At 54.2% G+C, this 26,969-nt stretch carries 18 protein-coding genes; 10 read left to right on the plus strand and 8 right to left on the minus strand.

What is annotated here, in order from left to right:
* Positions 1 to 195 precede the first annotated feature (195 nt).
* Both ACFOLF_RS27255 and ACFOLF_RS27260 read left to right on the plus strand, forming a co-directional pair.
* Positions 196 to 1,017, plus strand: coding sequence for a hypothetical protein (locus ACFOLF_RS27255; RefSeq protein WP_210045562.1), 822 nt, complete (start codon positions 196 to 198; stop codon positions 1,015 to 1,017).
* A complete protein-coding gene (locus tag ACFOLF_RS27260; protein WP_210045563.1) occupies positions 989 to 1,546 on the plus strand; it encodes a VWA domain-containing protein in 558 nt (185 codons plus the stop codon). Before ACFOLF_RS27255 ends, ACFOLF_RS27260 begins: the two co-directional genes overlap by 29 nt.
* On the opposite strand, the gene ACFOLF_RS27265 is transcribed toward ACFOLF_RS27260, so the two are convergent.
* Genes ACFOLF_RS27265 through ACFOLF_RS27285 form a run of 5 tightly spaced genes read right to left on the minus strand, consistent with a single transcriptional unit; the run spans position 1,521 to position 6,960 of the window.
* On the minus strand, positions 1,521 to 2,393 hold the full coding sequence (locus tag ACFOLF_RS27265; RefSeq protein WP_210045564.1) for an ATP-binding cassette domain-containing protein: 873 nt from the start codon (positions 2,391 to 2,393) through the stop codon (positions 1,521 to 1,523). The genes ACFOLF_RS27260 and ACFOLF_RS27265 overlap by 26 nt on opposite strands.
* Positions 2,394 to 2,450: 57 nt before the next feature.
* Entirely contained in the window at positions 2,451 to 3,272 is an 822-nt protein-coding gene (locus ACFOLF_RS27270; protein WP_210045565.1) for a hypothetical protein, read from the minus strand.
* Positions 3,253 to 3,846: an RNA polymerase sigma factor gene (locus ACFOLF_RS27275; RefSeq protein WP_210045566.1), complete on the minus strand. Its 594-nt coding sequence runs from the start codon at positions 3,844 to 3,846 to the stop codon at positions 3,253 to 3,255. The genes ACFOLF_RS27270 and ACFOLF_RS27275 overlap by 20 nt, the downstream gene beginning before the upstream one ends.
* A 7-nt stretch (positions 3,847 to 3,853) precedes the next feature.
* Positions 3,854 to 6,088: an ABC transporter permease gene (locus ACFOLF_RS27280; protein WP_210045567.1), complete on the minus strand. Its 2,235-nt coding sequence runs from the start codon at positions 6,086 to 6,088 to the stop codon at positions 3,854 to 3,856.
* Complete coding sequence (locus ACFOLF_RS27285; RefSeq protein ID WP_210045568.1) at positions 6,085 to 6,960, minus strand: ATP-binding cassette domain-containing protein; 876 nt, start codon at positions 6,958 to 6,960, stop codon at positions 6,085 to 6,087. Before ACFOLF_RS27285 ends, ACFOLF_RS27280 begins: the two co-directional genes overlap by 4 nt.
* A 363-nt stretch (positions 6,961 to 7,323) precedes the next feature.
* On the opposite strand from ACFOLF_RS27285, the gene ACFOLF_RS27290 reads away from it, so the two are divergent.
* A complete protein-coding gene (locus tag ACFOLF_RS27290; RefSeq protein ID WP_210045569.1) occupies positions 7,324 to 9,444 on the plus strand; it encodes a putative bifunctional diguanylate cyclase/phosphodiesterase in 2,121 nt (706 codons plus the stop codon).
* Between the two features lie 199 nt (positions 9,445 to 9,643).
* Here the strand turns inward: ACFOLF_RS27290 and ACFOLF_RS27295 are convergent, their stop codons facing one another.
* The 3 genes from ACFOLF_RS27295 to ACFOLF_RS27305 all read right to left on the minus strand — a co-directional run bounded on the left by ACFOLF_RS27295 (position 9,644) and on the right by ACFOLF_RS27305 (position 14,279).
* A complete protein-coding gene (locus tag ACFOLF_RS27295; RefSeq protein ID WP_210045570.1) occupies positions 9,644 to 10,480 on the minus strand; it encodes a hypothetical protein in 837 nt (278 codons plus the stop codon).
* A gap of 418 nt (positions 10,481 to 10,898) precedes the next feature.
* Positions 10,899 to 11,936 carry a ribonucleotide-diphosphate reductase subunit beta gene (locus ACFOLF_RS27300; protein WP_210045571.1) on the minus strand — a complete coding sequence of 346 codons (1,038 nt, stop codon included), beginning with the start codon at positions 11,934 to 11,936 and terminating at the stop codon, positions 10,899 to 10,901.
* A 117-nt stretch (positions 11,937 to 12,053) separates the two neighbouring features.
* Positions 12,054 to 14,279, minus strand: coding sequence for a ribonucleoside-diphosphate reductase subunit alpha (locus ACFOLF_RS27305; RefSeq protein WP_210045572.1), 2,226 nt, complete (start codon positions 14,277 to 14,279; stop codon positions 12,054 to 12,056).
* 355 nt (positions 14,280 to 14,634) lie between these two features.
* On the opposite strand from ACFOLF_RS27305, the gene ACFOLF_RS27310 reads away from it, so the two are divergent.
* The 7 genes from ACFOLF_RS27310 (at position 14,635) to ACFOLF_RS27340 (ending at position 26,929) form a co-directional block, all read left to right on the plus strand.
* A complete protein-coding gene (locus ACFOLF_RS27310; RefSeq protein WP_210045573.1) occupies positions 14,635 to 16,293 on the plus strand; it encodes a copper resistance CopC/CopD family protein in 1,659 nt (552 codons plus the stop codon).
* Positions 16,294 to 16,344: 51 nt separating this feature from the next.
* A complete protein-coding gene (locus ACFOLF_RS27315; RefSeq protein ID WP_379112905.1) occupies positions 16,345 to 17,295 on the plus strand; it encodes a sensor histidine kinase in 951 nt (316 codons plus the stop codon).
* Positions 17,296 to 17,321: 26 nt separating this feature from the next.
* Positions 17,322 to 18,128 carry a response regulator gene (locus ACFOLF_RS27320; protein ID WP_210045574.1) on the plus strand — a complete coding sequence of 269 codons (807 nt, stop codon included), beginning with the start codon at positions 17,322 to 17,324 and terminating at the stop codon, positions 18,126 to 18,128.
* 135 nt (positions 18,129 to 18,263) lie between these two features.
* Positions 18,264 to 18,908 (plus strand): YcnI family copper-binding membrane protein, encoded by a 645-nt coding sequence (locus ACFOLF_RS27325; protein ID WP_210045575.1) that lies wholly within the window; start codon positions 18,264 to 18,266, stop codon positions 18,906 to 18,908.
* Between the two features lie 455 nt (positions 18,909 to 19,363).
* Positions 19,364 to 20,398, plus strand: coding sequence for a phenylalanine--tRNA ligase subunit alpha (gene pheS, locus ACFOLF_RS27330; RefSeq protein ID WP_210045576.1), 1,035 nt, complete (start codon positions 19,364 to 19,366; stop codon positions 20,396 to 20,398).
* A 16-nt stretch (positions 20,399 to 20,414) separates the two neighbouring features.
* Positions 20,415 to 22,859 carry a phenylalanine--tRNA ligase subunit beta gene (gene pheT / locus ACFOLF_RS27335; protein ID WP_210045577.1) on the plus strand — a complete coding sequence of 815 codons (2,445 nt, stop codon included), beginning with the start codon at positions 20,415 to 20,417 and terminating at the stop codon, positions 22,857 to 22,859.
* 245 nt (positions 22,860 to 23,104) lie between these two features.
* Positions 23,105 to 26,929 carry a hypothetical protein gene (locus ACFOLF_RS27340; protein WP_210045578.1) on the plus strand — a complete coding sequence of 1,275 codons (3,825 nt, stop codon included), beginning with the start codon at positions 23,105 to 23,107 and terminating at the stop codon, positions 26,927 to 26,929.
* Positions 26,930 to 26,969 lie beyond the last annotated feature (40 nt).

Consider the following 26,969-nt stretch of genomic DNA (forward strand, 5'->3'; position numbering starts at 1 on the left):
ATAAATGTCGAAAAAAATACGTTTGTTTCGATATTTATACGCTCATTCCATAAATCATGGACTTAAAATTTTCACACTCCTGCGATCTTTGCAACAATTTCCAATCTGGAAACGTCGATTAGTTCAAAGCCATCCATAAATATACAGAGGTTGGTTTTCGAGGAAGTTTATCCAGTTGACAAGGGGGAAGTTGGGATGCCGAAGAAAACAGAGAATGCAGCTTTATCGGCAATGAGATTGCTGGGAGTAATTGGTCTCTTCATTGGCGTACTGGTGCTCGGCGCCGCCTGTTCGTCCAATGAGAGCGACAGCAGCCGGAATGACAGTACGAACACGGCTGCATCAGCTGATCATTCGCAGGAGGGGAAGGAGGCTGCAGCCGGAGATGCGACAACGGACAGCATGTCCGAGCCGGCGGCGGGCGACCGCGCCGTGAGTTCTTCCGAGGAGCATTCAGACAGCAGCAGGCCGTTTGAAGAACCGGATCGGCGTCAGACACCGGAGCCGCAGGCGGGCATGCTGACCGCGGGCGAATGGAATGATCTTGACCGCTGGAGCGAGTGGGAGGAGCTTCTGGACACCTCTGAAGGCGCGGATAACCGCAGATACTGGTCTTTTTTTCAATTTGAACGATTGCAGGTAAAGGTAACCGGCGATGGCCGTCCGGTCCAGGATGCTGAAGTCGCCGTGATAGGTCAAAACGGGCAATCCGTCTGGGAAGCCCGGACCGATGAGAACGGCACAACGTCCGTATTTGCCGATTTATTCGAGCAGCAGGGAAACCGGGCCAATTATCTGGTTGAAGTGAAGGCAGGGGGCCAAACGAAGCGTTTTGAAAATGTGGATATTCCCCGGAGCCGGGACAGCGCCATTGAGATCAAGCTGGATCAAGGTGTGCCGGTCTCGAATACGCTTGATCTGATGCTGGTTGTGGATACAACCGGTTCAATGGGCGATGAGCTGAATTATTTGAAAACCGAGTTGAAGGATGTCGTTCAGCAGAGTCGAGGACGATAACGGGCAGCAGCTCGGGATAAGGGTCAGCACGAACTTTTACCGTGATGAAGGCGATGATTATGTCGTGAAGCCCTACCCGTTCACCGAGGATGTCGAGAAAGCCGTAAAGCAAATTTCGGAGCAGCGGGCAAATGGCGGCGGGGATTTTCCGGAAGCGGTGGACCAGGCGCTGGACAGCGCCATTTATGACCATGAGTGGAGCGAAGAGGCGCGGGCAAGGCTGCTGTTTCTAGTACTGGATGCGCCTCCTCATCACGACAGTTCCATTGTGAAGCGAATGCAGAAATTGGCCCAGGAGGCGGCAAGCCAAGGCATCCGGATCATACCCATTGCCTCCAGCGGCGTTGACGTGAACACGGAATATTTGATGCGTTTCATGGCTGTATCCACAGGAGGGACGTATATTTTTCTTACAGACCACAGCGGAATCGGGGGCGATCATCTGGAGCCGGCAGTGGGGGAGTATGAAGTCAAGGCGCTGAATAATCTGTTGGTGGACGTGATTAACCGATATTGTGAGACTGGTTAAAAAAGCGGCAGCGAATGAAATAAGCATCCTCGATTGTAGTCGTTTGTCTCATGAAATGAGCAGCTGGGGGCGCATCGCCGATACAACGGACTGTGTAAACCTGTTCCTCTGTACTCACCTGGAGAATGACGTCAGGATCAAGCTTGCTGTATGCGTTATGATCAAGCTGCCCCTCCCAGACCGATAAGGGCAGGCCGCTGTGCCAGTCCCCGATTGAGCCGTAATAGCGGATCCGCCCGTTATCCAGCCAGATCACCTGGTCTGCCCACGCCTCCCATTCATTAAGCTCATGCGTGGAGACGATAATCGTCTGGTTGCGGGCATGCGAGGCCATAAAGCGGATGAACCGCAGCCTTTCCAGAGAATCAAGCGCATTGAGCGGCTCATCCAGAAAAATATAGGCAGGTGATCCAATCCACGCTTGTGCAAGTGCAATCCGCTGCCGGATGCCTTGTGCAAGCGTTTTGATTTTGCGGGTCTTATAAGGCGCGATATGAAAAGCATTCATCAAATATTCCAAATGACGCTCGTCCGCGCCTCCCTTGAGCTCTGCCAGATAATGCAGCAGCCTGGCAGCTTTCATCTCCTCGTAAAGCTCAATCCCGGTAGGCACAAATCCGATCATGGACCTTATAACGGGCAAATCCCGTTCAGCGGTCAACCCGTCGTAGCGAATTTCACCGGCTGCAGGGAACTGGGCGGTAGCCAGCAGCTTCAGCAAAGAGGATTTCCCTGCGCCGTTGCGGCCGACCAGCAGCGTAATGCCAGGCTTAACGGCCAATCTGGGAATCCGCAGCTGGAAATCCGTACCGGCCGCGCGCCAGATGACTTGCTGGAGCTCCAGCATCCTGATTCCTCCTTTGATAAAGTAGAGTTCTCTGGGCAAATGACCAGCTTCCAGCCGTCAATTCGGGAGCAGCCTCGTGCCGAAGCTGCGGCGATATGCAAGCACCAGCAGCAGCAGACCGGCAGCAAGCACAATCGCATGAAGGGCAACAAAGTGGTGGCTGAGCGTCTGATCGATTATGGGCATTGCACGCTGCTGGGCGCCATTCCATCCTGCCCAGAGGATAAACGAGCATGCGAATGCGGCCTTGAATCCTTTCCACATCAGCACATAAGCGGCTGCACCGCTGAGCAGCAGCAGAAGCGACAGCCATTGCAGCATGAAGGGCAGCATCGGAAAAGATGCTACATGAACATTCATGTAGATGGATCCGGCAATTCCAAAAATCAGATTGAGGCCGATGACAATCATCGTTCTTACCACAAGCAGCAGTGCCGGCGGATAAGGCGTGATGCTCTCGATCATCCGCATTTCCTTATTCCAGGAGCGGAAGCTGTAGGCAAGAGAAGCCAGCAGAAGTGCGGGAAGGGCCAGTGTAAACATGCTTCCGGCCTTTTCCAGAGAGACATCATCGTGTGTGGGCAGAAGCCACAGCAGCATCACGAATACGACGAAGCTTGAACCCCAGTAAACGCGGGAGTAGGAAGACAGCTGGGAACGCAGCAGCCGCAGCAGAGACGGTCGTTTGACAAAGGGTTTCCCGCTGTGCGAGAAACGGGCATTCTCATAAGACTCCCGCAATTCATCGAAGGCGGGCTGCAGAGTCCGGATGAGCATGGCTGTATCATGGGACGAAATCGTGTTCGTCATGATTTGGGAAAGCGGCATCCGCATTTCTTCTTCCATCTGCTTTAATTCATCATCTTTTGGTGCGTTCATACCGTTGGCCTCCTTCATCGCTTTCTTCCCTGCCGGTCCGCCCTTGACCCAGCCGGGCCTTTAGTTTCCGTAATCCGCTGTACAAATGAGTTTTGACTGAACCGAGCGGCAGACTGACAATATCGGCGATATCCTGCAGCTTCAAGTCCTGATAGAAACGCAGAGTGATAATCTCACGCTGCACCTCCGGGAGCGCCTGAAGCGAATGAAGTACTTCTTTTCTGGTCTCCTGGCGCTCCGCCAGTTCCACCACGGAAGGACTTGAATCACGCTGCTCGGGAGGATCGGCAAAAGGAAATTGATCGGTTTTGAATTGGGAGCTTTTCCAGTAATCGCGGCACATATTGAGAGCTACCCGGTAGAGCCAGGCCTGGACATTGTCCGGCGGTTTTTTAAGCTGAAGCTGCTTGATCAGCTTGAGAAAGGTTTCCTGTGCAAAGTCTTCCGCACGTTCCGCGTCACGAAGCTGCCGCTGCAAAAAACCGGATAACGGAGCATGATACCGATGCACAAGCGCTTCGAAGCTTGCCTGATTGCCAGTCAACATGCCCTGAAGCAATTCCTCATCCGTCATGACTCATTCACCTGCCTTTCTCTTCATTCCAGATACGAAGCCAGTCATTCCACGTGATAAGGGGATACCGGAAAGGATTCCTGTCTATATCACTGTTGTAATAAGGCAGGTTGAGGAAAAGGTCTCTCACCTGCAATCCCTGATGCAGAAACCGCAGCAGCACGCGCTTCACGAGATCAGCCTCGCCGTTTGAGAAGGCATCGTTAATCATGGCGGCCATCAGCCGGGACGGGGGAGAATCACCCATGATCTGGATGCTGAAGGTCGGATCCGTCCCGGAATAGGCTTCCTTCTGATCAAGGGATAGAATAGCCGAGCGGATCTCCTGCACAATCGAGTAGCTGCTCTCTGGATCCGGATAATCGTCCCAATTGTTTACATTCATATAGACCTCGGTATTATCGCCGAACAGGAGAGTGCTCATGATTTTCTCCAACCCGGAAGTTGTCAAGCTGCTGTATCGATTGGCTTGAATAAGGAACATATTGCCTTGAACAATACCGCTCGCATTAGCAAAGAAGGGAAACAGGCCGCCCATTGGAAAATATAAAACCTGCTTCAGATTGTCGAGCGGCATCCCTGACCAACTGGAATAATAGCTGCGCTTCTGATTCAACTGGCTCAGGAACAAGCGGCTGTCCTTTATGCTTCCCGGTGTTGTGATGACCGTTACAGGCTCACCCGGTATTCGCACCTCTGTGAAGTCGCCGCCAAATATAAATGGAGCTTCGGCGGATTTTTGGACGAAATGCCGGACGTCCGGATTGTCATCCGGCGCTTGTGCTATCGATGCATAAATGGGTCCGGCAAATCCATGAAGCTTGACGTCAAAATTCGTACGCCAACCAGTTATAACGTCCACGCGGTCCGATATAAAGCTGCCATTTATCATTTTGAGCGTATCTCCGCCAGGAATCGGGAACCATCCCAGATGGGCGGGCAGCAGCACATTGCGGCCTTGCACAAAAGCAAACCGCGTTTCAGTGCCCCCGTCCGCCCTCCATTCATTCAGGATGCCTCCGTAAGCGATCTCGATGACATGATCATCCCTGCCGCGCTCCAGCAGATTTTTGCCGAATGAGATAAAATCGCCATCACGCCTCCATGGGGCCGGATTGCCGTCCACCTTGAGGGATAGAACCTGAAGAAGAGGATCGAGCAGGAAGGAAATCTGTCCCTCATAATGAACAGCCACCTGCCTGGCCTGACCCGATGCAGGAATAAGCTTGCCATCCCTGGTCGGAAGTACAATTCGCGCCTTCATTTCAAGTGAATTATCAGAGTGACGGACTATATCCAGGGCCATGCTGCTGATTTGAAACTGGTAAGGGATATGCTGATTAATGTTGGCATCAGGCTTCGCGGCAGCATGCATGATGCGCTGCTGGTCATACCGCTTGGACCAAAGCTGGCTATACGGAACATAAGCGGCAGCAGACAGGAGCAGACAAGCCATCATGATGATGAAGGGAGTTTTGGCCTTGTATACCGGCCTTTCCCGGGCAAAGAGCGCACCGGCGGCCGTCAGCATGAACAGACTGAATGCCGCCCCAAAAATTCCAATCATCATGTATTCCCGGCTTATCAGCTCAAATGTCCAGATTTCATTGTTTGCATAACTGGAGATGCCCATGAGCTGGTTGAGACTGAAGACTTTCACAGGATACCAATGAAGGCCTTCCACCAGCAGGCTTGGTACGAACAACGCACCGAACACCCACCCGCAGAACCCGATCGGCAGCGAGAAGCGCAGAGGCATGAGCGCCCCCAGAAGAATCCCAAGCGCAGTCCCTGCTGCAAATGACATCTCGTAAAAAAGCGAGTACCAGATTATCTCACGGAGAGCCGATGCCGAGGCGAGGTCATAATGCCAGGCTGCGGCCGCATAACTGGCTTGAATCAGCAGGGTGAATACGCTCATATAAACAAAACCTGCTGTCCACTTGCTGGCAATAATGACGCGATTGGTGACCGGCAATCCAAGACTCCACTCAAAGGAGGCATGGAGCGTGTCCCGCCGGATAAGCAGCACGCCAAGCAGGATCGGAACGAGTGTGACGAACATCATGATGGTGCCATGTGCTTCTGCGGCCTTGAGATTAAGATTTAAAAGCTGATTCTGCCGCGAATTAAAGCATTGGAGAAGCATCCATACACCTGCTGCTGGAGGAAGCAGCAGCGGCCAGCGCCGCTTGTACAACAGCTGCAGTTCCAGCCGGATTTGCAGAACCAGCGTCCTCATTGCCCATCCTCCGACGGCAAGCTTGATATCAGAGCCGTATAACCTTCCTCAACGGTTGGAGCAGCAGCAGAAGCGTACGGTGAAGGGGGCGTATCGCCAATCGCCCGGCAGTATATGCCGTCCTCTGTTTTCCGGGCGGTCATCAGCCATTCCAACGACATCGACCGCCATTCGTGCTCGGATGCTTCCCACTCCCACAGTTTGCCCTCGGCGAAACGGACGAGTCCGGCCAGCGGTCCTTCGTAATGCAGCTGGCCTTTACCCAGCACGATTACACTGCGGCAGCCCGCCGCCACATCATTGAGCACATGCGTGGAAAGCAGGACTGTGCTTCTGTGAGCGAGCTCTGCGAGTACATTACGCAGCCGGATACGCTCCTCAGGATCAAGGCCTGCTGTCGGCTCATCTACAATAACTGCCTGCGGGCTTCCGACGAGCGCCTGGGCAATGCCGAGGCGCTTTACCATTCCGCTGGAGTAGGTCCGGGCGGCACGGTCAGCCTGCTCTTCCAAATGCACGGCATGCAGCAGCCGGTCCACTTCAGCATCCTGCTCATGCCTGGTTCCGGTATTTTTCAGCCGGGCCACATGTCTCAGCAATTCCCGTGCGGTCAGCTGCGGGTACATTTGAAAGGTTTGCGGAACATAGCCGATATGGCGTCTGGCGGATACACCGCTGCGGACTGACACTCCCCGGATGGTGGCGTCTCCGGTTGACGGGGCGAGAAGGCCGGCCAGCAGGCGCATAAGCGTCGATTTTCCGGCCCCGTTAGGGCCGAGAAGTCCATACAGGCCTTTGGTAAACTCCATGGATAACGGTTCAAGCGCCCAGCTTTTTTTATATTTTTTCCCTAAATGGTCGGCCGTTAGCATCGAAGCTCCTCCTCCTGCCCAATCGACGAATGCATGGCGTAAAAAGTTTTGGGATTGCCAGCGGCGAAAGGTGCTGGACAAGACGAACCTTTATAGTACAAACTATTATGGAATGGTCTATCCTAAAAAGCAGGCATTTGCTCCATTATAACAGGACAAGTCAAGTTTAAGCCGGGGGAAGCCAAGCACGCCCACCTAAGAAGCTGCATATCCGTCTAACCCGGCAGGGATTGAAAAGGGGGGATAATTGTGTATTGATTTTCTATGGATCCGATACATATTGCAATATAAGAGAGCCGGCACTTTTTCCATGCTTTGCTTATATTTCAGCGCTTCCTGGCTTTTTTTATGAAAGGGGTCACCATGTCGATAAACCGGGCGGAAAAAATAACTTTAGGTACAGCTCTTGCTGCCGTTATCAGCTTTATTCTTATACAACTTGTTCATGGTGAGCTGTATTACCAGATTCCCGACCATCTGAATTTGCTTGTCCATTCCATCATGGAGTTTATCAACTTCGCGATCAGCTTCACGATCCTGGTATTAGGATGGCTGTTTTTCGTGAAATCATTATCGCGCCAGAGGTTGTTTACCGGAGCCCTGTTCAGTATCGTAGGCCTGTTCGATATGCTGCACGCTCTCACAATGGAAGGGATGCCTTTCTTTCATTATGTGGGAGATACGACATTGTCCCAGATTTATGCGGCTTCGGCGCAGTTAATCGGATCGGTCGGCCTGTTTGTTATTTTCCGGTGCAATGATGCCCCTATACCGGCCCTGATCAGGCGTCCGGTCGTTTTTTTCATGCTTGGCTTCGGCCTGCTCCTGGCCGTTCTTTTTTATTCTTTCACCAAGTGGACGGATATCGGCATGTTTTCCGGTACGTCGCTGGTTGTTGTGCAGGCCATGGTCGGGACGGTTGTTTTCGTTGCTTACAGCGCCAGCATCGGGATGATTCTCTACCGCAACCGCAACGAGCGGCCGCAAGCGCTTCTTACGATCATCCAGTCGCTTGTTTTCTTCCTGTTTGCCAACCTGCAGTTTTTCCTCAGCAAAAACCTCCATGACACCGATATGCTGGTGGGCCATATTTATAAGTTTGCCGGCTACTATTATCTTCTCAAGGGCATCTATTATGTAACCATTGAGGAGCCGTTCAAGGAACAGGAGCGTTCAGAGGCGCGTATCAATTATTTGGCTTATCATGACGAGCTGACAGGCTTGTCGAACCGGAGACTGCTGACGGAACGGTTGAATATCGAGATTGAGCGTGCGCAGCTCAGCAAGAATCGATTGGCGATACTGCTGCTGGACATTGACCGCTTCAAAACCATTAACGATGCGCTGGGCCATTCCTTTGGCGATCAGATGCTGCAGGCCGTGTCTGAGCGGCTGCGCGCGGCTGCGGCAATGCCGGAGCATGTGTTTCGGATGGGAGGAGATGAATTCGTCATCCTGCTGCCGGACCTGACTGAGAGCTTGGCGGCGGAGCAGCAGGCGCAGACGCTGATGGCGCTATTCAACCAGCCTTTCCTGCTGGACCAGGCTGAATATCATGTAACCATCAGTGTGGGCATTTCTTTTTATCCCCAGGATGGAAAAAGTGTGGACGTGCTGATGAAAAATGCCGACACGGCCATGTACAACGCCAAAATTCACCGGAATGAATTCTCCAGCTACATGCCGGATATGAATATGAAGGCTCATGACCGGCTGCGCCTGGAAAGCGATTTGCGCCGGGCGTTGGAGCAGGAGCAGTTCACCCTTGCCTATCAGCCGCTTGTCAATTTGGCTACGAATAAGGTCGTCGGAGTGGAGGCTTTGGTCAGATGGCTTCATCCGCAGCGCGGCCTGCTGCCGCCAGGGGAATTTATTCCGCTGACGGAAGAGAACGGCCTTATTCTGCAGCTGGGCGAGTGGGTGCTGCGTTCCGCGTGCTTGCAAAATAAAGCTTGGCAGGATGCGGGAATGCCGCCAATGATGATGTCGGTCAACCTGTCCATGCGCCAATTCCGCCAGCATCAGCTGGCTGAACGGATCAAATCGATTCTGGAGCAGACGGGTATGGCATCCCAGTATCTGGAGCTGGAGATTACGGAGAGCATGACCAGCGACGTGGAGTTCGCTACCGAGACGCTCACCAGCCTGAAGAAGCTGGGCGTGCAGATCAGCATTGACGACTTTGGAACGGGATACAGCTCTTTGGTTTATCTGAAACGGTTTCCGATAGACAAGCTGAAAATCGACCGTTCGTTCGTTAGCGATCTGACCAATGGCGGCAGCGACGCTGCAATTGTAACGACGATTACGTCCATGGCCAAGAACCTGAAGCTGAGAGTGACTGCTGAAGGGGTGGAGAACGACGAGCAGATCCGTCTCCTCCGGGAACGCCAATGCGAGGAAGCGCAGGGCTATTACTTCACCAAGCCTATTCCCGCAAGCCTGTTCGAGAACTGGTATCGTCACCGCAGTCAGACGGCTTGACTCTGTAAATCAATCACGAATTTGAAATCCTATTTCCAAACGAACAGGGCTGCCTGGTTGACCGGTGATTTCTTAGGTCATTCCAGGACAGCCCTGTTTGGTTTGTGATATCCGCTAATCTGCTGTGAACCGGAGGATGTGCGCCTGCACTTAATGCCGTACGGAAACCATACATAGGAACCTGCCATGAGGTGGACGTTCATTGGCTGCTCATTCTGCTGATGGTTCCGGCTGGCTTAGGGCTCAAATTGGTGCCGCTGTTTGCTTTATTGATTCTATCTTTGGGCCGGTACGAAGAGAGGATATTTGAGAATTCGGTCCAGTTCGTATGCCGCGATAAAGATTCCGGTACAGGAACAATGGCTTTGGATCTGGCCGTTGAGACCGAGAATATGACTGCGAAAGAAAAGAGCAGGCATACCGATGTATAGACGCCGACGCGCTTCATCCAGTGGATCGCAGAGGTTCCATCATCCCGGTGAATCCGTCTTCTGCGGGCATTTTGCCGCCATATCAGCAGGGCGGCAGCACCTGCAAGCGCTGCGATCAGGATCATCAGCTCATTCTGAAACTGAACGGGCAGCGGATATAAAATCATTGACGCATGGATGATGGCGCCCACCGTCAAGGTCTGGATCGGAACAACAAGCCTCGCCTGCGCCGCGCTGCGCCGTTTGGTCCGGTTGGCCGGGAGCTCCGGCTCATCCGCCTTCAGACGAATGATCTCCATCAGCTTGGGTCTGGAGTATATCGCACATGCCGTGAGCGGCATGGCTACCATCGGAACAAACAGCAGCGCTTTATCCCATACAAACCACCAGCTGTAGGTGGAGAAGAACAGGAATAAGGCGATCTGCCCGGAGGCGAGCAACGCCAGCAGGGCCAGCAGCCCCAGACTCAGCTTCGCGCTGCGCTGCATGTCGGCAATGGTATGGCGAAAAGCAATGCTGCCGGTTCCATAACCCGCCAGCAGAGCAACGAGCAGATATACGATGGCGAGTATCGCATTGATACCCAATATAGATTCAGACATCATGAATTCCCCCGTTCTATTCTCTGCTTTAATCTTACAGGGGATAGAAACAATTGTTATCGTCCCATGGACCAGACTGTTGCTGGACTTTAGTCGAGCATGCCAGTCAGACCGCGAGCTTACTCTTGAGAAGTTAGATAATAGATCTTAAACGATGAGGTTTAGCGCCGCCATGTATTCGCGTTACTGTTAGCTGAGCTGGCCGTCGAAACAACCGGTTGAGCATAGTTAATGGTCCGGTCAGCATACTCTTGATTGTCTAGCTTGTCAATGTTTGGGTCTAGGCCCTCTGGTCCAGTCCGAGTTCGGCAATCATGTTGTGATTTTATGGATGATAAACCATATTAAAACCCCAAGCTTGTGTGAAGACGCTTGGGGTTGCTGTTTTATACCGTCATCACACTGGAAACTGACAGGCTTTCTACAGATCGCCCCAGTTGAGATTGGACGACTTGCTGTAATTCGTTACTTTTTGCTCGAAGAAGTCGGTTTTCATTCCGTTCATGTTGCTGAAGCTTTCCACCCATCGCATCGGATGCTCGACAACCTCAGGGTAGAGAACTTCGAGTCCAAGCTTGCGCAGACGTTCATTCGACAGGAAACGGATATATTGATCGATGATCTCGTTGGTGATACCGGCAATCTGATTATTGGTGATATACTGCCCCCACTCGATCTCATGCTCAACGGCAGTCTTCATCATCTGCCGCAGCTCTTCGATCAGCACAGGTGTGAACAACTCCGGATTTTCTCTGCGGACTTCGCGGAAAATCCCTTGGAATAATGCCAGATGGGTCAGCTCGTCACGCTGAATATATTTGATCTCGGATACGGTTCCGAGCATTTTTCCTTGTCGACCCAGGGCATAGAAGAAGCTGAAGCCGCTGTAGAAATAGATGCCCTCGAGTATATAGTTGGCCATAATGGTCTTGATCAGGTTCTGGGAGGACGGGTTGGAAATGAAGTTCTCATACAGATCGGTAATGAACCGGTTGCGTTTGAGCAGATGCTTGTCCTCGCGCCACAGATTGTAGATCTGGTCGCGTGCTTCAGCCGAACATACGCTGTCCAGAATATAGGAATAGGATTGACTGTGGACAGCTTCCTGGAAGGTATGGACGGTCAGGCACAGATTCACCTCAGGCGCCGTTACATACTCATTGACGTTAGGCAGGTTGGCTGTTTGCAGAGAGTCCAGGAAGATCAGGAAGCTGATAATTTTATCATAGCTGTTCCGTTCGGAAAGCGTTAAATTCTTATAGTCCTTGGCATCCTGGGCAAGGGGAATCTCCTCGGGAATCCAGAAGTTGTTCATCATGGTGCGGTACATCTTGGTCGCCCAGTCGTATTTCACATTATTCAATTCAATAAGGTTTGTGGTGTTGCCGCCGATCATGCGGCGCTTGCCCCAGTCACGGTCGCCATCTTCGTTAAACAGCTTCTTTTTCTGCAAATCCATTGGCTTGCTGCCTCCTTTATTACTAAGAAACCTTGCCCGGCAAAATCAGTACTCAAGTCACCATTACTTGCCGGCATTGGACAACTCAAGGGTTGTGGGCAGGAAAGCTGCAGCGCTTTACGCGCTGCAGCTTTCGCAATCCTCTACTTCAAGGCTTTTATTGCGGCAATAGTAGACCGTTTTGAGACCATTCTCCCAAGCGGCCATGTATAGATCAAGAAATTCCTTCGCCGTGTATTCCGGCGTGATGTACAGATTGAACGATTGAGCCTGATCGATATGGCGCTGTCTGCGGCCCGCAGCCTTGATGCTCCAGTGCTGATCGATATGGTGCGCTTCCTTGTAGAACCAGAACGTCTCCTCATTGAGGTTAGGCGCTGTTTGCGGGATGACCGCGTTCTTTTTTTCCTCGACGAAGAATTTGCTGAATATCGGGTCAATACCAGCGGTTGAGCCGGCAATGAGCGATGTGGAGGCGGTTGGTGCAATGGCGAACATCCAGGCGTTGCGGACACCATGCTCGGCTATCTCTGCCCTTAGTTTCTGCCAGTCCGGGCTATCGTAACCGCGGCGGTCGAAAAATTCTCCCGTTTGCCATTCGCTGCCTTCAAATACTTTATATGCGCCTTTCTCCTTGGCGATCTCCATGGATGCCTTGATGGCGCAATAATTAATCCACTCGTAGAGCTCATCGGCTTTCTCCAGATGCTCTTCGGATTCCCACGCGATTCCATTGAGCGCCAGCCACTGATGATAGCCGCTTGTCCCAAGTCCGACAGCGCGGTACTTCTGATTGGTAATTTCCGCTTGAGGGATCGGGTAGTGGTTAATGTCGATCACGTTGTCCATCATCCGCATCTGGCAGGTGACAACCTCTTCGATTTCTTCACGCGACCGTGTGCGGCCGAGGTTCAGAGAGGAGAGGTTGCACACGACGTAATCTCCGCTTTTGACCCTGGTCGTGATCATGCCGTCTTCATGCGTCGATGATTCGTATTCAGTAGGACTCATGTTCTGGCAAATTTCCGTACACAGGTTGGAGCAGTAGATTACGCCTTTATGCTTGTTCGGATTGGCGCGGTTAACCGCATCGCGGAAAAAGACGAACGGCGTGCCGGTCTCAAACGAGCTGGTCAAAATACGTTTCATGATGTCAATGGCAGGCACTTCATCACGGGAAAGATTCGGATTGCCCACACATTCCTCATAACGGCTCTCCCACTCTTCGCCCCATGAATCCTCAAGCGACCAGCCCATCATGGAACGGACCTCATGCGGATCGAACAGATAGAAATTCTCGCGGTCCTTCACCTTGCGCATAAACAGATCGGGAATGCATACGCCGGGGAAAATATCATGCGCCTTCATCCGGTCGTCTCCGTTGTTTGTCTTGAGGTTGAGGAAGTCCAGAATGTCCTTATGCCAGATATCCAGATAGACAGCTACCGCGCCGGAACGGACGCCCAGCTGGTCCACCGCAATTGCGGTATTGTTATAGTTCTTGATCCATGGCACAACTCCGCCGGCAACGCCCTTGAATCCCCGGATATTGGAGCCGCGGCTGCGCACCTTGCCGATGTAGATCCCCATGCCGCCGCCGAATTTGGAAACCTGCGCGAAGCTGGAATCGACATTGTAAATTCCCCACAGATTGTCCGGCACCGTGTCGATGAAGCAGCTTGACAGCTGATGGAACGGTTTGCGGGCATTGGCAAGCGTCGGAGTGGCAACCGTCATTTGCAGACGGCTGAGCACATCGTAAAACTTGCGGGCCCAGGCGAGCTTGTCATCTTCTTTCATGGCCAGATGCATCGCGACTCCCATGAAGAGCTCCTGGGGAAGCTCAAGCACATCGCCGCTGAAGCTCTTGATCAGATAACGGTCGGCAAGCGTCTTGAGCCCGATATAATTGAACAAATAATCGCGCTCCGGCACGATGTAATTGCCCAATTCGCGGATTTCTTCGCGGGTGTAATGCTCAAGTATGTATTTGCCGTATAATCCTTTATCCGTCAGATAGGTAATCAGGGAGTAGAAATCCCCGTAGCCGAAGTAGCCATACTTGCGGTTGATTGCGGATTCTTTATAAAGATCGTACATCAGCAGCTTGGCTGCAACGTATTGCCAGTTCGGCTGTTCGATGCTTGTCTTCTCGACTGCCACCTGTGTAAGCGTACGTTGGATTTCCTTGGTGGTAATATTGTTGCGGAAATAGGGGAGCAGAGCGGTTTCGAGTTCCAGCGGATCGCAGTCACTGTATCCGACGCATGAGAAATCGATGACCTTTTTAAGCTTGGAGAAAATCAGTTCTTCTTTCTGGCCGTTCCTTTTAATAATATCCACGAGCGCAAGTCACTCCTTGTCGAAGGGCTTTGGTTACAACCCCTATATACACAATATGTTGATAATATTAAACAAAATTACACCAATATATTGTGGTTTGTCAAGGAATATGATTCGACAATAAGGGTTCCGGAACCTCTCCGAAACCGGTCTGAAAATGGATGAAAACGTACGGCTGCGCGTTTTTTTGGGCCATAAATTGAAAGATTTGGAATTCCAAAATAGTTGAACATTCCGTAGGGCCAACATTTATCACCAAATGTTCAGATTTGCAGATTGGTGTTCGGCGGAATCGTTTAGTAAACTGGAAGTTAGATATTTTGCTGCCCAGCGAGAGGACGTGAGGTTGCCGGCCATGACAGAAACAAGACGCTCGATTACCACAACATGCAAATCCTTCTTCACCCTCCTTACTGTTTTTATGATGATAGCGGTTATGCTCCTTGGCATACCGGGGAAAGCAGAAGCCCATGCGGAGCTCGAACGAGCTTCGCCGGAAGCCAATACCCGGCTGGATGGAACCCCTGAGGATGTGGAGCTTACCTTTAATGAATCGATTGAGTCCCAGGTAGGGTCGCTTGAGGTTCTGGATTCCAGGTCCAATTCCGTAACCTCCAATGAACCTGTAACCAGTCAGGACCGTAAATCACTCAAGCTTCAGCTGCCGAAGCTTGGCGAGGGTGTGTATACGGTTGCTTATCAAGTCATTTCGGCGGACGGGCATCCGATCAGCGGTTCCTATGTATTCATGATCGGTAATCCCCCGGAAGGCGTGGACGCTTCGGCTTTTGATCCGCATCAGGCTCTCGGGCACGAGGGACACAGCGCGTCCACGCAGCTGTCCACCGGACAATTCATTCTTTACGCCGTCCGGATCGCTTATTATGCCGCCCTGTTGTTTGCTGTCGGCTTGGTATTTTGGTCCGTCCTGGTACGCAAGCGCAGTACGCTGATCGAGGAGACCATGAAGAAATGGGAGCAGCTGGCGATGCGTGCTTTGCTCGTCTCCGCTCTGCTTTATGTGTTTATTCACTCGCGAGAGATTCTTAAGGACTACCCGTCCAGCGAATACAGCCGCTTGTTCCTGTCCACTTCTATCGGGCATCTGTGGATTGGATTGCTGGTACTTGCTGTGATTGGATTTGCCGTATTGCGGTTCAGCCGTCCCTTCAAGCTCATTTGGGCGGCGGCCATTCTCGGTGTGGAGAGCTGGAGCGGGCATGCTGTGGTTTTCAAGCCGAAGCTGCTGACTGTGCTCCTCGACTTCATCCATCTGGCTGCAGGCGCCGTGTGGGCGGGGGGGCTTGTGCTGGTGCTTGCGCTCTGGTTCAGCGACCGCAAGGAGGCGGGGCGTTTCGCGCTGACCTTCTCCCGGGCCGCGCTTCTTTCCATTACTTTGCTCGTGCTCTCCGGCGTAGGAATGACACTGCTTTTCCTGCCATCATTAAAATATCTGTTTTATACGTCATGGGGTACTCTGCTGCTTATCAAGACAGGGGTTGTGCTGCTTGTTCTCGTTACGGGGGGCATTCTTCATCTGCGAACGCGCAAAGGAGAGCTGCCCACCACCTCGCTGCTGCGGGTCGATGCCGGTCTGATGGCCGTCATTATCGCAGTCGCCGCACTATTTACGTATGTCAGTCCGCTTCCTGCAAATGAGCCGGTCTATTATCACAAGATGGGCGAGGATATGCATCTGACGCTGCAGATCAATCCCAACAAGCCCGGCGTTAACCAGTTAATCGCAAGAGTCTGGCTGCCGGATAAGGTGGGGGAGCCCAAGTCGGTGCTGCTGCGCCTGCGGTCAGCCGACCATGAAGAGCTGGGGCCGATCGATGTGCCTATACAGTCCTTTGTGGACAAGGAGCTGACTACCTTCGACGGCTATATCAAAACATCCTATAAGGCCGAAGGGCCCTTCATTCCTTTTGCGGGCCGCTGGATCGCCGAGGTCCGGGTCATGGACAAGGAAGATAATGAAATCGTCAGAACGTATGAGTTCCGAAATTATTAAAGCCGATCGGGCCGGAGCTGCAATGGGGCAAAAGGCGGAGGGGAGCGGAAAATGACCAAGGAGGATATAAAGGAATCGGGTATTGCGGAAAACAGCCAAACGGATACCGATGCCGGGAAGGCAAGCGGTCAACATGAAGCGGGCTTGCCTTACAGACGGATTAAATGGCTGATTCTCTGGATGCCGACCCTGACGATCGCGATGTGGGAATATTTCCGGCACACTCTCCTTCTTCCCTATCTGTCCATGGATTTGGGCAACTTACTGGCGCCGGTCATAGTTTTGACCGTTACGGCGACGCTCGGGCGGAAGCTGTTCCAGATGCTGGAGCAGACGAGCGAATCGCTGCAGAAGGAGAAAATGGCCAAAGCCGCATTCATGGAGCGTGAACAGCTGGCACGAGAGCTTCATGATGGCATATCCCAGTCGCTTTTCCTGCTGTCGGTCAAGCTCGATAAGCTGGAGCATGCGCAGGATAATGAGCGCATCCAGGAAACCAAGGAGCAAATCAGGCAGACGGTGAGGCATGTCTATGAGGATGTTCGCCAGTCTATAGCAGGCTTGCGGAGCCAACCGTCTATAACGGATGTCCAGTGGATGGAGTCGGTGTCCGCGATGGCGGAGGAGTTTCGGCTTGGAGGACTTGCCGTGAAGCTTGACTGGCAGCTGACCGAAAGTGCTTTGAGCAGCAAGGAAAAGGTAGAGCTGCTCGCAATCGTGCGCGAAGCGATGCTCAATGTCCGGAAGCATGCAGCTGCGACGCTGTTGATCGTACAGGCCAAGCCGACAGATGCGGCAGGGAAGACGGGCGGCTTTCACTGCACGGTGGAGGATAACGGTATTGGAGCCTCCGAGAGCCAGCTCTACGCCAAAGGAAGATACGGCATCCGCATGATGCAGGACCGCGCAGCGGCTATGGGCTGGACCTTCAGAGTCAGCAGCAGCTTTGCATCGGCGGATGTACAGCAGAACGGAACCCTGATCACTGTGGAGAAGGAATAGAGACGGTGAAGGAAGGAGGATACCGGATGCCGGAATCGAAAAAAATACGTGTGCTGCTGGCAGATGACCATCCGCATGGCCGGGAAGGAATCCGCGATATTGTGAGCGCAGACGATTCGTTTGAAATTATCGGGGAAGCAGTGAATGGCGAACAGGCCGTTTTGCTTGCCGCAGAGCTCGGGCCCGATCTTGTTCTGATGGATATCAATATGCCGGTCATGAACGGTATGGAGGCGACGCAGTCCATCAAAACAATCGATCCGCGGATCAAGATTGTGATGGTTACCGTCTCGGACGACATAGCCGATTTGTTCGAAGCGATCAAACGGGGCGCACAGGGCTATTTGCTCAAAAATCTCTCTCCCTCCGCCTGGATGGAATATTTGCGGGCGATCGTTATTGATGAAGTTCCTCTCTCCAAAGAGCTGGCATACAGACTGCTGCAGGAATTCAACGGCGCTTCCGCAACGGGCGGCCAAGAGCGGCCAAGATTGCCCGAAGACGCCGAAGGCGCTGCAGGAGTCATGAAATCGAGAGCGGGAGCGGCAACAAACAACTCAGCACGAGGACGTCAGACTGAAGAGCAGCAGCGGGTCATCGGGAAGCCAGACGGCAAAACGCCGTTGACTGTACGGGAAAGAGAAGTGCTCGAACGGGTTGCTTCCGGCAGCTCGAACCGCCAAATTGCCGAGGATTGCGGGATTTCTGAGAATACGGTGAAAAATCACCTCAAAAATATTTTGCAGAAGCTTCATCTTGATAATCGTGTACAGCTCACGCGCTATGCTATGGAAAAAGGGCTGCTGCCGCGCAGCGGCGATGTCATGGATTAATCACATTTGCATAGCCCTATCGAGTCATGCGTCTCCCCCGCCGCCACGATATAATAGGCAGGTATCAGGGGCCAATGCCGCTGAAATACGAAACCGTTGAACTTGCCGAAGATGGATTAGGGGGATTACGAGAAGATGAGTAAGAAGAAAAAATGGTCAACAGTTATGATGACAATGCTATCGCTGTTTTTGTTCGCCGGTATCGCCAGCGCTCATGTAACGGTACAGCCTGCTGAAACAACGCAGGGTACCTATGAAGTATTTACAGTTCGCGTTCCGAGCGAAGAGGAGAATGTGACGACAAAATCGGTTCAGGTCAAGGTGCCTGAGGGCGCAGCGGTAAGCCGTGTCCAACCCAAGCCGGGCTGGAAGGTCGAGCTTGAGAAAACGGCGGAGAATGCTATTGCTTCCATTACATGGACGGCAGAGGGCGAAGGTCTGGCACAGACCGAGTTCGATGAATTCCGCATCCAGGGAAGAGTGGCCGACGATGCCAAGGAACTGGTATGGAAAGCTTACCAGACCTACAGCGATAACACCGTAGTGGAATGGGTCGGCGCTGATGGCTCCGATCACCCTGCTTCTGTCACGACGGTATTGGCAGGTACGGCTGAAGGGGATGCTCACGGAGCGGCCGCGGCTGTGTCCGGTGATAATGCAGCGGTTCCGTCTGATTCCGACAGCAGCACAGATGCGGTAACCTTGTGGCTGGCGATAGCCGCGCTTGCAGTTTCGGTCATTGCGTTGATTTTCGTCCTGGCCAGACGCAGAAAAGCTTAGGCTCAGAGCCCGAAGTTGAATTTCATTGGGGAACCAGGGGAGCGCGGCCTTGCGAAGAGGCTGCGCTTTGCTTATAATTAGTTGATCAGGTAAATGGATAGCTATTTAACGAAGCTATAAACATGATGCGATGATGGAGAAAAGTAAGCCGCGGTTCGCGCACAGGGAGAAGACGCCATGATTGAGAGCGTCTTTGCAGATCAAACGCCGCCCAAGTTCACTCCAGAGCAGACTGCTTGAACCGCGCACCTTTTTGGTGTTGCAGTAGGGAAGTCCGGGCCCGGCCCGTTAAAGCCGGTATGAGGGATTGCCGTCCATGATTAGATGAAGGGCAATCCGAATTAGGGTGGTAACACGGTTCTTTCGTCCCTTACGGGGAGAGAGGGCCTTTTTTTGTTTTTCTTAAAACGGATATATCGATCGACTATTGACTATTGTTGAAGGGAATGAGAGTAATGAAGGAAAGATTGGAAGCCTTGCGTACGGAGGCGCTGCAGGAGCTGGGGCATGTCGCGAATCCACAGCAGTTGAACGACCTGCGGGTTAAATATTTGGGGAAAAAGGGTGCGTTAACCGAGATTTTACGGGGAATGGGCGGCCTGAGCGCTGAAGAGCGTCCCGTTATCGGACAGGTGGGCAATGATGTCCGCGCTGCGATCGAAGCTGTAATTGAGGAGAAGCAGGCTGTGTTCCAGCAGGCAGAAACCGAAAATCGCCTTCGCGCGGAGACGATTGATGTTACGCTTCCCGGCAAACGTCTTCCGGCCGGCGCGGTGCATCCCTTGAATAAGGTCGCTCAGGAAATTGAAGACGTCTTTATCGGGATGGGCTATACGATCGCGGAAGGCCCTGAGGTGGAGACGGACTTCTATAATTTTGAAGCCTTGAATCTGCCCAAGGATCACCCGGCAAGGGATATGCAGGATTCGTTCTACGTTACGGATGAAATTCTGATGCGTACCCATACTTCGCCGGTGCAGATCCGGACGATGAAGGCGATGAACGGCAAAACGCCCGTTAAAGTGATATGTCCGGGCAAGGTGTACCGCCGCGACGACGATGACGCGACGCATTCGTTCCAATTTATTCAGATTGAAGGGCTCGTGATCGGACCTAACATCCGCATGAGTGACTTGAAGGGGACGCTGCTTCAGTTCGCACAGCAGATGTTCGGCATGCAGACGCAGATCCGTCTGCGTCCCAGCTTCTTCCCGTTCACGGAGCCAAGCGCCGAGGTCGATGTGACCTGCGCCCAATGCGGCGGCCGCGGCTGCCGGATGTGCAAGCACACCGGTTGGCTGGAAATACTCGGCTGCGGAATGGTTCATCCGCGCGTTCTGGAAATGGGCGGCTACGATCCGGATGAAGTGAGCGGCTTTGCATTCGGAATGGGCGTCGAGCGTATTGCCTTGCTGAAATATGAAATCGATGATATTCGTCATTTCTACACGAACGATCTGCGCTTCTTAAGCCAGTTTGTGCGAATGTAACGGGGGGGTCAAACAGATGAACGTATCTTATAAATGGTTAAGTGAATATATCGATCTGTCGGGCTTTGACGGGGAACAGCTGGCAGAGCTCATGACGCGCGGGGGCATCGAAATCGATGTTGTCGAGAAACGCAACAAAGGGATCACCGGCGTGGTGGTCGGTCATGTGCTGACCCGCGAGAAGCACCCGGATGCGGATAAGCTGAGCGTGTGTACGGTGGATGTCGGTCAAGGGGAACCGCTGCAGATTGTATGCGGCGCGAAGAATGTTGCAGCAGGGCAGCTTGTTCCCGTGGCTGTGGTTGGAGCCAAGCTTCCAGGCGACTTTGCCATCAAACGGGCCAAGCTGCGCGGCGTGGAATCGCAGGGCATGATCTGTTCGGCGAAGGAGCTTGGCCTGAATGAGAAGCTGCTCCCCAAGGATCAGCAGGAAGGGATTATGGTGCTGCCGGAAGGAACGGCAGTCGGCAAATCCATACTGGATGTGCTTGCCATTGAAGATGAAGTGCTGGAGCTTGACCTGACGCCTAACCGTTCCGATTGTCTGAGCATGCTGGGCGTGGCTTATGAGGTCGGAGCGCTGACAGGGAGACCGGTTCAGCTGCCGGACACGAAGGTCAGCGATGCGGCGGAGGAAGCTTCCTCCCATATCACGGTGAACATTGAGGCGGAGGAGCACTGTACGCATTATGCCGCCCGGTACATCAAGGGCGTGAAGATCGGTCCGTCGCCGCAGTGGATGCAAAATCGTCTGATAGCGGCCGGAGTCCGGCCAATCAATAATGTGGTCGATATAACCAATTTCGTGCTGCTGGAGTATGGACAGCCGCTGCATGCTTTCGATGCCGACAAGGTGGAAAGCGGCAGCATTGTCGTACGCCTTGCCCGCGAAGGGGAAACCATTGTCACGCTCGATGACCAGGAGCGCAAACTGGAGCCGCATATGCTGCTCATCACAGACGGAGAGCGGCCTCTTGCCCTTGCCGGCGTCATGGGAGGCGCATCCTCGGAGGTAACCGCCAGCACAGTCAATATTTTGCTGGAATCTGCCCGCTTCAACGGCGCAACCATCCGCAAAACCTCGCGTCAGGTAGGGCTTCGCTCGGAATCCAGCATCCGTTTCGAGAAGGGCGTGGATCCTGCGCGTGTTATTCCCGCGCTCGACCGCGCTGCTTCACTCATGGCGAAATATGCGCAAGGACTTGTGCTTGAAGGGATTGTCGAAGAGCTAGCCGATTCGCCGGAGGAAGTGGTTGTCACGATGACGCTGGATAAGATCAACCGTTATCTGGGCACAGAACTTTCGAAGCTGGAGACCGAGATTATTTTCGGTCGCCTGCAGTTTCCGTTTGAGTTCGGGCCCAATGGCGTGTTCACGGTAAATGTGCCGTCCAGACGGGGAGATATTACCCGCGACGTGGATATTATTGAAGAAGTCGCGCGTCTGCACGGCTATGATGAAATCCCGACTACCGCGATCGAAGGCCCATCCACTCCCGGCGCGCTGACCAAGCCGCAGGCCATCCGCCGTGAGCTGCGCAGGCGACTGACCGATGCCGGATTGAATGAGGTTATGACCTATTCCTTCACGCATCCGGACCGGACGCGGCTGTTCCCTTCCCTCTCGGACAAGGGAGCTCAGCCGGTCAGATTGTCCTTGCCCATGAGTGAAGACCGGAGCGTGCTGCGGACCGCCCTGCTACCGCAAATGCTGGAGGTGGCGGCCTATAACCGCAACCGCAAGAACGACAATCTGGCGATCTTCGAAATCGGCAGCGTCTTCCATACCGATGAAGAGCTGCTGACACGCCTCCCGCATGAGAAGCACCGATTGGCCGTTCTTCTTAACGGCAGCCGGAATGAGGCAGGCTGGAATCAGAAGCCGGCAGCCGTGGATTTCTACGATGTGAAGGGTGTAATGGAAACCGTCACTCATATACTTGGCATTGGCGGACTGATCCATTATGAGTCTGCACAGCCTGAGCATATGCACCCCGGTCGCACGGCAGCAGTCGTGCTGACGACCGAGCGCGGACCCGAGACGATCGGGTACATCGGCCAGCTTCATCCAACGCTGCAGCATGAACATGATCTGGCAGATGTTTATGTGCTGGAGGTTGAGCTCGGTCCGCTGTACGATGCGGCAGCATTCAAAATTGCATACAAGATTCTCCCGCGCTTCCCTTCGATCGAGCGGGATATCGCCGTAGTGATCGACCGCGAGCTACCGGCCGGCAAGCTGCTTGAAGCTGCGCGCGATACCGCGGGCGAGCTGCTGGAGTCCGTGAATGTGTTCGATGTGTACACGGGCGAGAGGCTTGGAGCAGATAAGAAGAGCGTTGCCATCTCGCTGATTTACCGCCACGGCGAGCGAACGCTCACGGATGAAGAAGTAACGGATCTCCATCAGCGCGTTGTCACAAAATTAGAAGATTCTTTTGGGGCAGAATTGCGTAAATAGGCAGGAGATAAGCGAAGCCGCATCGAATTAGTTCATTGCGAACCGATATCGATGCGGCTTCGTCTGTTATTCGTTTGTTAAGCTTTGGTTAAGAAGAACGGCCAGCGGATGGATCGTGTCCGGGCAAACAGCGGGTTTTGGACGAATGGCATCGTGTGCAGCTTGTAAGGCAATAGATCGAATTGGTTTAGCTTACGCTTTCGAAGATCAGATGCTTCGAGAACTTTTTAGGAGGACATGCCCTCATGGACGCTGCCGAACGCGCACGTGTAACAGTTGACATATATGGAAATCAATTTAAATTTACCGGTCATACCAACCCTGAATATATCAAGCGGATAGCCGCTCTGGTTGATGAGAATATGCATAAATTGGCGAAAGGGTATCCAAGGCTGGATTTGCCCAAAATTGCCGTTCTTGTTGCTGTGCATATGGCGGAAGACGTTTTCCGGCTCAGCCGCGAGAACGAGCGCATGCAGGAAATCGAGGCGCGGCGGGACGCGGCGGTTGCCGAGCTTGAGGAAAACAAGCTGCTGCTTGATTCCGTAAGGGAGAAAGCGGCTGCAGAGCTCGCTGAAGCCGAGGCCGAGCTTGCCATGGCCCAGGAAATCGCCCACGAGGAATTGGAGCGGATAAGCTCTGTTCTGCAGGGCCGGCTGGAGCATGCCGCGCAGCAGGCCGATAAGGAGCTTGCCGCACAGCGCGACGCCCACCTGGAAGAGTTGAAGACGGAGAGGGAGATCGCCCGTCTGGAAGCGGAGCAGCTGCTCGCCGCGCATGACAGTGAGCTGACGAACATGCGGGAATCCGCACAGGCGGAGCTTGAACGCCTGCAAGAGAACCATGCAATGGAAGCGGATCAGCAGCGCGAGGCTGCGAATATCGAGCTTAATCATGTGAAGGAGTCGCTCAGCTCGGAGCTTGCGCTGGAGCGGGAGGCGCATGCGCAAGCGGCGGCTTTGGCAGCTGCAGAACTGGAACAGGAGCGGACAGAGCTTGCACGTCAGCTGGAGAAAGCGCAGTCCGATGCCCAGGATGAGCTTGCGCTTGTCCATGCCATTCATGGCGAGGAGCTTGATCGTGAGCGCGAAGCCGCGCGCAAGGAAGCACAACGAGCAGCTGCTGAATGGGGCGTGACGCTGGCGCGGCTGCACGCCGATCAGGCAGCTGCAGCGGAAGCGGCGCAAGCGGAGCTTGAGCTTGCCCAGGCTGTACATGACGGGCAGCTGGCGCAGCTGCGGGAGGAGCAGATAGCCGCAGGTGAAACAGCGCAGCTGGAATTTGCGCGGCTGCGCTCAGAGCTGCAGGCAGAGCTCGCGGAAGCCAAGGCAGCGGCCGAGGCCGAACTGGAGAGGGTGCGGATGGCCTCGCGCGAACGCATTGAACGTTTGCGGGCGGATGCCGACCGCGCAGCAGCGGCGGCAGCCCTGGCTGCTGAGGAGCAGCTAAGGCAGGTTCGTGAAACGGCCGCAGCCGAATTGGAGCAGGAGCGCGCGGCTTCAGCCGCGGCATTAAGCGAGGAACGCGAAATTGGGCAAGCCATGCTGGAAGAGGCGGAGCGGACAGCCGCCGCAGCCGCAGCGGCGGCTGGTCAGGCAAAGCTTGCGGAGGCGGAGCAGGCGTTTGCGCTTATGAAAGCGGAGCTGGAGGAACAGCTGACCGAGGCGAGGGAGTCGTCCCGGTTGGAAGTTGAGCGTGAGCGGGCAGCCGCGGAGACGGAGCTGCGGGAAGAGCGCGAGCTGGCGCAGGCGATGGTTGCGGAAGCGGAGCAAGCTGCTGCGGCGGCGAAAGCAGAGCTGGAGAAGCAGCTTGAGCAAGTGCGGGAAGCGGCTCATCTGGAGCTTGAGCGTGAGCGGTCAGCTGCCGAGGAAACCATTCGAGAAGAGCGCGAGTTCGCGCAGGCGATGGTGATGGAAGCAGAGCAGGCAGCGTCTGCGGTGAAACAAGAGCTTGCGGAAGCGGAGCAGTCTGCTGCGGCGGCTAAAGCAGAGCTGGAGGAACAGCTTGAGCAAGTGCGGGAAGCGGCTCGTCTGGAGCTTGAGCATGGGCGGTCAGCTGCCGAGGAAACCATTCGAGAAGAGCGCGAGTTGGCGCAAGCGATGGTTGCGGAAGCAGAGCAGGCAGAGTCTGCGGCGAGGCAAGAGCTTGCGGAAGCGGAGCGGGCTGCGGCGGCAGTGAAGGCGGAGCTGGAGAAGCAGTTGGCACAAGTGCGGGAAGCGGCTCGTCTGGAGCTTGAGCATGAGCGGTCAGCTGCCGAGGAATCCATTCGAGAAGAGCGCGAGTTGGCGCAAGCGATGGTGGAGGAAGCGGAGCAGGCAGCGTCTGCGGTGAAACAGGAGCTAGCGGAAGCGGCCCAGGCCGCGGCGATGGTGGAGGCGGAGCTGGAGAAGCAGTTGGCCGAAGCTAGAGAATCGTCGCGCCTGGAGCTTGAGCGTGAGCATGCAGATGCCGAGGAAGCCATTCGGGAAGAGCGCGAGTTGGCGCAAGCGATGATTGAGGAAGCGGAGCAGGCAGTGTCTGCGGTGAAGCAGGAGCTTACGGAAGCAGAGCAGGCTTCAGCAGCAGTGAAGGCGGAGCTGGAAAAACAGCTGGCACAAGTGCGGGAAGCGGCTCGTCTGGAGCTTGAGCGTGAGCATGCAGTTGCCGAGGAAACCATCCGGGAAGAGCGCGAATTGGCGCAAGCGATGATTGAGGAAGCGGAGCAGGCTGCATCCGCGGCGAAGCAGGAGCTTGAGGAAGCGGAGCAGGCTGCGGCAGCAGTGAAGGCGGAGCTGGAGAAGCAGTTGGCCGAGGCGAGAGGGTCGTCGCGACTGGAGCTTGAGCATGAGCGTGCGGCGGCCGAGTCCGCGCTGCGGGATGAACGCGAGTTGGCGCAGGCGATGCTGGAGGAAGCAGAGCAGGCAGCTGCGGCAGCAAGAGCAGAGATGGAGGAGCAGCTGGTTCGAGTCCGGGAAGCAGCCCAATTCAAGCTAGAACAAGAGCGGGCAGAGTCAGAGAAGACACTACGAGCGGCAAACGAGTCGGCGCAGGCCAAGCTGGAAGAAGCGGAGCGAGCCGCTGCGGCCGCTCGTGCAGATCTCCTTGAGGAGCGTGAAACCTCTCAGGCAATGCTGGAGCAAGCAATTCGCGAAGGTGAAGAGCAAGCTGAGATGATCAGAGAGGAGCTTGTGTCCGGGCGTGAGAAGCTTGAACACAGGCTTACAGAGGAACTGGACCGTCTGGCGCTGGAGTGGCAGCAGGAACGTGAGCAGCTTACCGGCAAACTGGCGCAGGTACGTCGTGACAATAATGAAGCGCAAGCTGCATTATCCGAGCAGCAGCAGGAAGTGGAACGCCTTGCAATGGAGGCTGCTGAACGCGAGGAATCGCAGCGTACGACTGTAGATATTCTCGAGCGGGATCTGCTGGAGCGCGAGATCGGCTATGAAGAGCTGCAGCGTCAATTCGCCGAACTGCAGCAGCAGGATATCCGCCGCTCCCAAGCCCTGCAGCAGCAGGAGATGCAGCTCGCGGAGCTGCGTGACCAGCTGACCATTGCGCAGCATACAGCAGATGAAGCGGATAACCGGCTAGCCCAGCTGACAGAGCAGCAGGAGCTTCTGAAGGAAGAGCTTGAGAAACATAGCGCTCAGGAACAGGATCTTCGCCAGAAACTGCAGACGGCAGAGGAACGTGCTGCCGAGATGATGAATGAAGCCAGAATGCAGATGGCAGAGGCCGAGCGCATCGCCGAGGAAACAGCAGCGGAGGCAAAGGAAAGAGAACGCACCGCTGTCTCTGAGCTTGAGCGTGCGAAGCAGGAAGCTGCCGCGCACGCCGAAGCGGAAGCCGGTTTGTACGAGCAGCTGCTCCAAAGTGAAGAGGAGACCAGCGAAGCCAGGCTCCGGATGCAGCAGCTGCTGGACAGAATCACAGAGCTGGAGGCGCTGGCGTCGGAGACAAGCTTGTCCGGTATCGATTTGCAAGCCGAGCATGAGCGTCTGCAGATTGAACATGGGAAACTGAAGACCGAGTACTCCAAGCTGCAGACGGAATACAATGAATGGATTGAACTGATCGAGGAAAGTTAAAGCCAAAAATGCCGAAGGGACGATTACGTCCTTCGGCATT

Origin of the sequence: Paenibacillus sepulcri (assembly GCF_042647105.1) — a bacterium.
In the GTDB taxonomy this organism is placed as follows: domain Bacteria; phylum Bacillota; class Bacilli; order Paenibacillales; family Paenibacillaceae; genus Paenibacillus_Z; species Paenibacillus_Z sepulcri.

Excerpts from the sequence above, each read along its gene's own strand:
- ACFOLF_RS27255 (WP_210045562.1), top strand. The coding sequence starts at position 196 with ATGCCGAAGAAAACAGAGAATGCAGCTTTATCGGCAATGAGATTGCTG.
- ACFOLF_RS27260 (WP_210045563.1), top strand. The coding sequence starts at position 989 with ATGTCGTTCAGCAGAGTCGAGGACGATAACGGGCAGCAGCTCGGGATA.
- ACFOLF_RS27265 (WP_210045564.1), bottom strand. The coding sequence starts at position 2,393 with ATGCTGGAGCTCCAGCAAGTCATCTGGCGCGCGGCCGGTACGGATTTC.
- ACFOLF_RS27270 (WP_210045565.1), bottom strand. The coding sequence starts at position 3,272 with ATGAACGCACCAAAAGATGATGAATTAAAGCAGATGGAAGAAGAAATG.
- ACFOLF_RS27275 (WP_210045566.1), bottom strand. The coding sequence starts at position 3,846 with ATGACGGATGAGGAATTGCTTCAGGGCATGTTGACTGGCAATCAGGCA.
- ACFOLF_RS27280 (WP_210045567.1), bottom strand. The coding sequence starts at position 6,088 with ATGAGGACGCTGGTTCTGCAAATCCGGCTGGAACTGCAGCTGTTGTAC.
- ACFOLF_RS27285 (WP_210045568.1), bottom strand. The coding sequence starts at position 6,960 with ATGCTAACGGCCGACCATTTAGGGAAAAAATATAAAAAAAGCTGGGCG.
- ACFOLF_RS27290 (WP_210045569.1), top strand. The coding sequence starts at position 7,324 with ATGTCGATAAACCGGGCGGAAAAAATAACTTTAGGTACAGCTCTTGCT.
- ACFOLF_RS27295 (WP_210045570.1), bottom strand. The coding sequence starts at position 10,480 with ATGATGTCTGAATCTATATTGGGTATCAATGCGATACTCGCCATCGTA.
- ACFOLF_RS27300 (WP_210045571.1), bottom strand. The coding sequence starts at position 11,936 with ATGGATTTGCAGAAAAAGAAGCTGTTTAACGAAGATGGCGACCGTGAC.
- ACFOLF_RS27310 (WP_210045573.1), top strand. The coding sequence starts at position 14,635 with ATGACAGAAACAAGACGCTCGATTACCACAACATGCAAATCCTTCTTC.
- ACFOLF_RS27315 (WP_379112905.1), top strand. The coding sequence starts at position 16,345 with ATGACCAAGGAGGATATAAAGGAATCGGGTATTGCGGAAAACAGCCAA.
- ACFOLF_RS27320 (WP_210045574.1), top strand. The coding sequence starts at position 17,322 with ATGCCGGAATCGAAAAAAATACGTGTGCTGCTGGCAGATGACCATCCG.
- ACFOLF_RS27325 (WP_210045575.1), top strand. The coding sequence starts at position 18,264 with ATGAGTAAGAAGAAAAAATGGTCAACAGTTATGATGACAATGCTATCG.
- pheS (WP_210045576.1), top strand. The coding sequence starts at position 19,364 with ATGAAGGAAAGATTGGAAGCCTTGCGTACGGAGGCGCTGCAGGAGCTG.
- pheT (WP_210045577.1), top strand. The coding sequence starts at position 20,415 with ATGAACGTATCTTATAAATGGTTAAGTGAATATATCGATCTGTCGGGC.
- ACFOLF_RS27340 (WP_210045578.1), top strand. The coding sequence starts at position 23,105 with ATGGACGCTGCCGAACGCGCACGTGTAACAGTTGACATATATGGAAAT.